General features: G+C 67.0%; 3 protein-coding genes and 1 pseudogene. 2 read left to right on the top strand and 2 right to left on the bottom strand.

All coding sequences use genetic code 11. The annotated features are described in order from the left end of the window. Positions 1-52: 52 nt before the first annotated feature. A complete protein-coding gene (locus NR073_RS10945) occupies positions 53-673 on the bottom strand; it encodes a class I fructose-bisphosphate aldolase (RefSeq protein ID WP_225348377.1) in 621 nt (206 codons plus the stop codon). Positions 674-769: 96 nt separating this feature from the next. Next, positions 770-1,180: a four-helix bundle copper-binding protein gene (locus NR073_RS10940; protein ID WP_044659891.1), complete on the bottom strand. Its 411-nt coding sequence runs from the start codon at positions 1,178-1,180 to the stop codon at positions 770-772. A gap of 659 nt (positions 1,181-1,839) precedes the next feature. Here NR073_RS10940 and NR073_RS10935 point away from each other — a divergent pair. Then, positions 1,840-3,042, top strand: a complete 1,203-nt coding sequence (locus tag NR073_RS10935; RefSeq protein WP_119217929.1) for an IS30 family transposase — start codon at positions 1,840-1,842, stop codon at positions 3,040-3,042. Between the two features lie 4 nt (positions 3,043-3,046). Next, positions 3,047-3,182, top strand: a pseudogene (locus tag NR073_RS10930) (IS3 family transposase); the annotation flags it as partial.

The raw sequence follows: 3,182 nt of genomic DNA, 5'->3' as shown, positions 1-3,182 counted from the left end.
GGACATGTCCCCAGGGTCTCAGCTGACTCGTGCATCTATTCTCAGACACGCCCTAGTCGTCTCCGAGCTTGTCCAGTTGGGCGAGGATTGCCGCCTTGAGCTGGTCCTCCACCTCGGCCTTGCGGGGGCTGCGGATATCCACCTCGGGCTCGATGATGGGCACCAGCCCGGTAACGAGGATCTGACGGGCGAGCCCGAACTGCTGCTCCACGACGGAGCCCACCCCGTCCCCGGGCAGCTTGATGACCGAGCGCATCTTCGTCCCGAACATGTGCTTTTCGACGGCTCGAGACAGTAAGTCATCCAGGTGCGGGATGGGTTTCATGAGCTGGGCGCCTTGCTGTTCCGGGGCCAAGCCCTGGTCGATTTTGAGGAAGGGCACGATGCCTTTGCTGTTCCACAGGTAGTCGCCCGTGGGGGAACCCTCCACCTGGCGGTTCATTGTGTTCTCGAACAGGATGGCCCCCATGACGCGCTCACCGTCGAAGCTGGGGCTGGTGATGATACGTGTGCGCACCTGGTGTACCAGGTCGAACATCTCCTCTGGGCCGGAGTAGGCATCCTTGTCGATCCCGTAGAGGTGCAAGGCCGCCGGGGTGCTGCCCCCGCTCTGGTCCAGCGCCGCGACGAATCCGGCACCGTTCCTGACCCTCTGATACTTCTCCGAGTCCATGGGAGCCTTCCGCGGCGAGGGAGCACGGTGGTCCGGGTTCCCTGCGCACGTCATGGACGACTGGCCGCCCTCAAGGGGGAACGGTCATCAGCAGGCTCAACCCAGGGTGACGAGCAGGTCCGCGCAGGCCTGTTCACACCGGCGGCAGGCCTCGGCACACACCTTGCAGTGCTCGTGCATCTGGGCGTGGCTCTCGCATTCGTCCCCGCACGTCTTGCAGGCGGCCCGGCAGGCCTCGAGCAGGGCGCGGGTGGTCTCGACGTTGGTGCCGGTCTGCCGGGACAGCATCCGGCCTGTGGCGGCGCACACATCGGCGCAGTCCAGGTTCAACCGGATGCACTGCCTCAGGTCGGCGACCATGTCCTCGGCCAGGCAGGCGTCCGCGCAGGCGGTGCACGTCTGGGCGCACTCGAAGCAGGCCTGGATGCATTCGGCCAGTTTCTGCCGATCGATGTTCCCCACCTCCTTCGGGTAGGTCTCCAGCATGGCGCTCACGTGATGGGTCATGATGTGCTCCTTCGTCGATCTGATCCGACGCACCGGCCTTCGCCGGCCCGCCCTTTCATCGACTGTAGACCGCCCCGCCGACGCGGGTGAAGGGCTCAACCTTGAAGGTTCCGTGAAGATCGCCGGCCACGGAGGCCCGCGGACTCCTTTACGGGCAGGGATGACGCAGGTGTGACCAGCCGCCCCTCAGCCCGGCCGACGGCCCTGAGGACCACGCCGACGGGGAGGACCAGCAGGGCTCGCCTCAACGTGGATCCTGTCGGACCGGACGGTCGGTGTCGGGAAGAGCGCTTATGCGATCCGACCAGGGGCGTCGAGGCCGCCGGTGCAGGGTTGCCGGGTGCATTCGGACCGCGGCTCCCAGGGTGGATTCAATCGGTCGTCGCAACACCCTCTCGGAATCACTGGAGGTATGGGCGATGGCAAGCAAGGACTGGGCGAGGAAGATCAGTGACGTGCCCGAGGGGACACGGCGGCAGTGGAGAGCGGATCGGGCCTTGCGGGCCCCGATGCGCTCTCCTGGCAGGCCGCAGCCCTCACGGGAGGTCCAACGCCAGTTCTGGCGTGTGATCGCCACCGGTGTCACCACGGTCGAGGCATCCCTGACTGTGGGCGTGTCCTGGCCCGTCGGGGCGCGCTGGTTCCGTCACGCTGGCGGGATGACCCCGCTGTCCTTAGCCGAGCCCACCGGCCGGTATCTGTCCTTCGCTGAGCGTGAGGAGCTCGCGATCCTCCATGCCCAGGGCCAGGGGGTCCGTCAGATCGCACGCACGCTGGGACGTGATCCCGGCACGATCAGCCGTGAGCTGCGCCGTAACTGCGCCACTCGTTCCGGGAAGCAGGAGTACCGGGCCACGGTGGCGCAGTGGAAGGCCCAGGAAGCTGCCAGGCGGCCCAAGCCGGCGAAGCTGGCCACGAACCAGCGACTGCACGACTACGTCCAGGCACGCCTGAACGGGGTGGTCCTGGGCCCCGATGGCGTGGCCGTGCCGGGACCGGTCGGGCCCGGTTTCAAGGGGCGGAAGATGAAACCGCGCCGGGCGGACCGGCGGTGGTCCACGGCGTGGAGCCCTGAGCAGATCAGCCACCGGCTGCGCCTGGAGTTCCCGGATGATGTGTCCATGCGGATCTCTCATGAAGCGATCTATCAGTCCCTGTTCATCCAGGGGCGTGGGGCGCTCAAGCGTGAACTCGTCGCGTGCCTGCGTACCGGGCGGGCTCTGCGCGAGCCGCGGGCACGTACCCGGAACAAGCCCCAGGGCCACGTCACCGAGGACGTGGTGTTCAGCAAGCGCCCACCCGAGGCCGCTGATCGTGCTGTGCCCGGGCACTGGGAAGGGGACCTGATCATCGGGACCGAGCGTTCAGCGATCGGGACTCTGGCCGAGCGCAAGAGCCGGGCCACGATCCTGGTCCACTTGCCCCGCCTGGAGGGATGGGGTGAGCGGCCGCCGGTGAAGAACGGGCCGTCGCTGGGTGGGTACGGGGCTGAGGCGATGACCGCGGCCCTGATCAAGGCGATGGCGACGGTGCCGGAGCAGCTGCGTCAGAGCTTGACGTGGGATCGGGGCAAGGAGCTGGCCGGGCATGTCCAGTTCACGATGGCCACGGGCACGAAGGTGTTCTTCGCTGACCCCCACTCGCCGTGGCAGCGGCCGACGAACGAGAACACGAACGGGGTGCTGCGGCAGTACTTCCCCAAGGGCACGGACCTGTCGAGATGGTCGGCCGAGGACCTCGCAGCAGTCGCGTACACGCTGAACAACAGGCCCAGGAAGGTCCTGGACTGGAAGACTCCCGCGGAGGTCTTCGCCGAGCAGCTACGCTCGCTCTCAACGCACGGTGTTGCAACGACCAGTTGAACCCGCCCAGTTCCGCTCGGCCCTATTCCAGGACGCCCTCACCACCCACGGGCTGATCGGGTCCATGGGTCAGGTCGGTGCTGCCGGGGACAACGCGGCAATGGAATCCTTCTTCGCGCTGTTGCAGAAGAACGTGCTGA

Source organism: Micrococcus sp. Mcc28 (assembly GCF_024519775.1).
In the GTDB taxonomy this organism is placed as follows: domain Bacteria; phylum Actinomycetota; class Actinomycetes; order Actinomycetales; family Micrococcaceae; genus Micrococcus; species Micrococcus luteus.
Note: the sequence above shows the minus strand (reverse complement) of the source record. Positions and strands in the feature narration are given on the sequence as shown.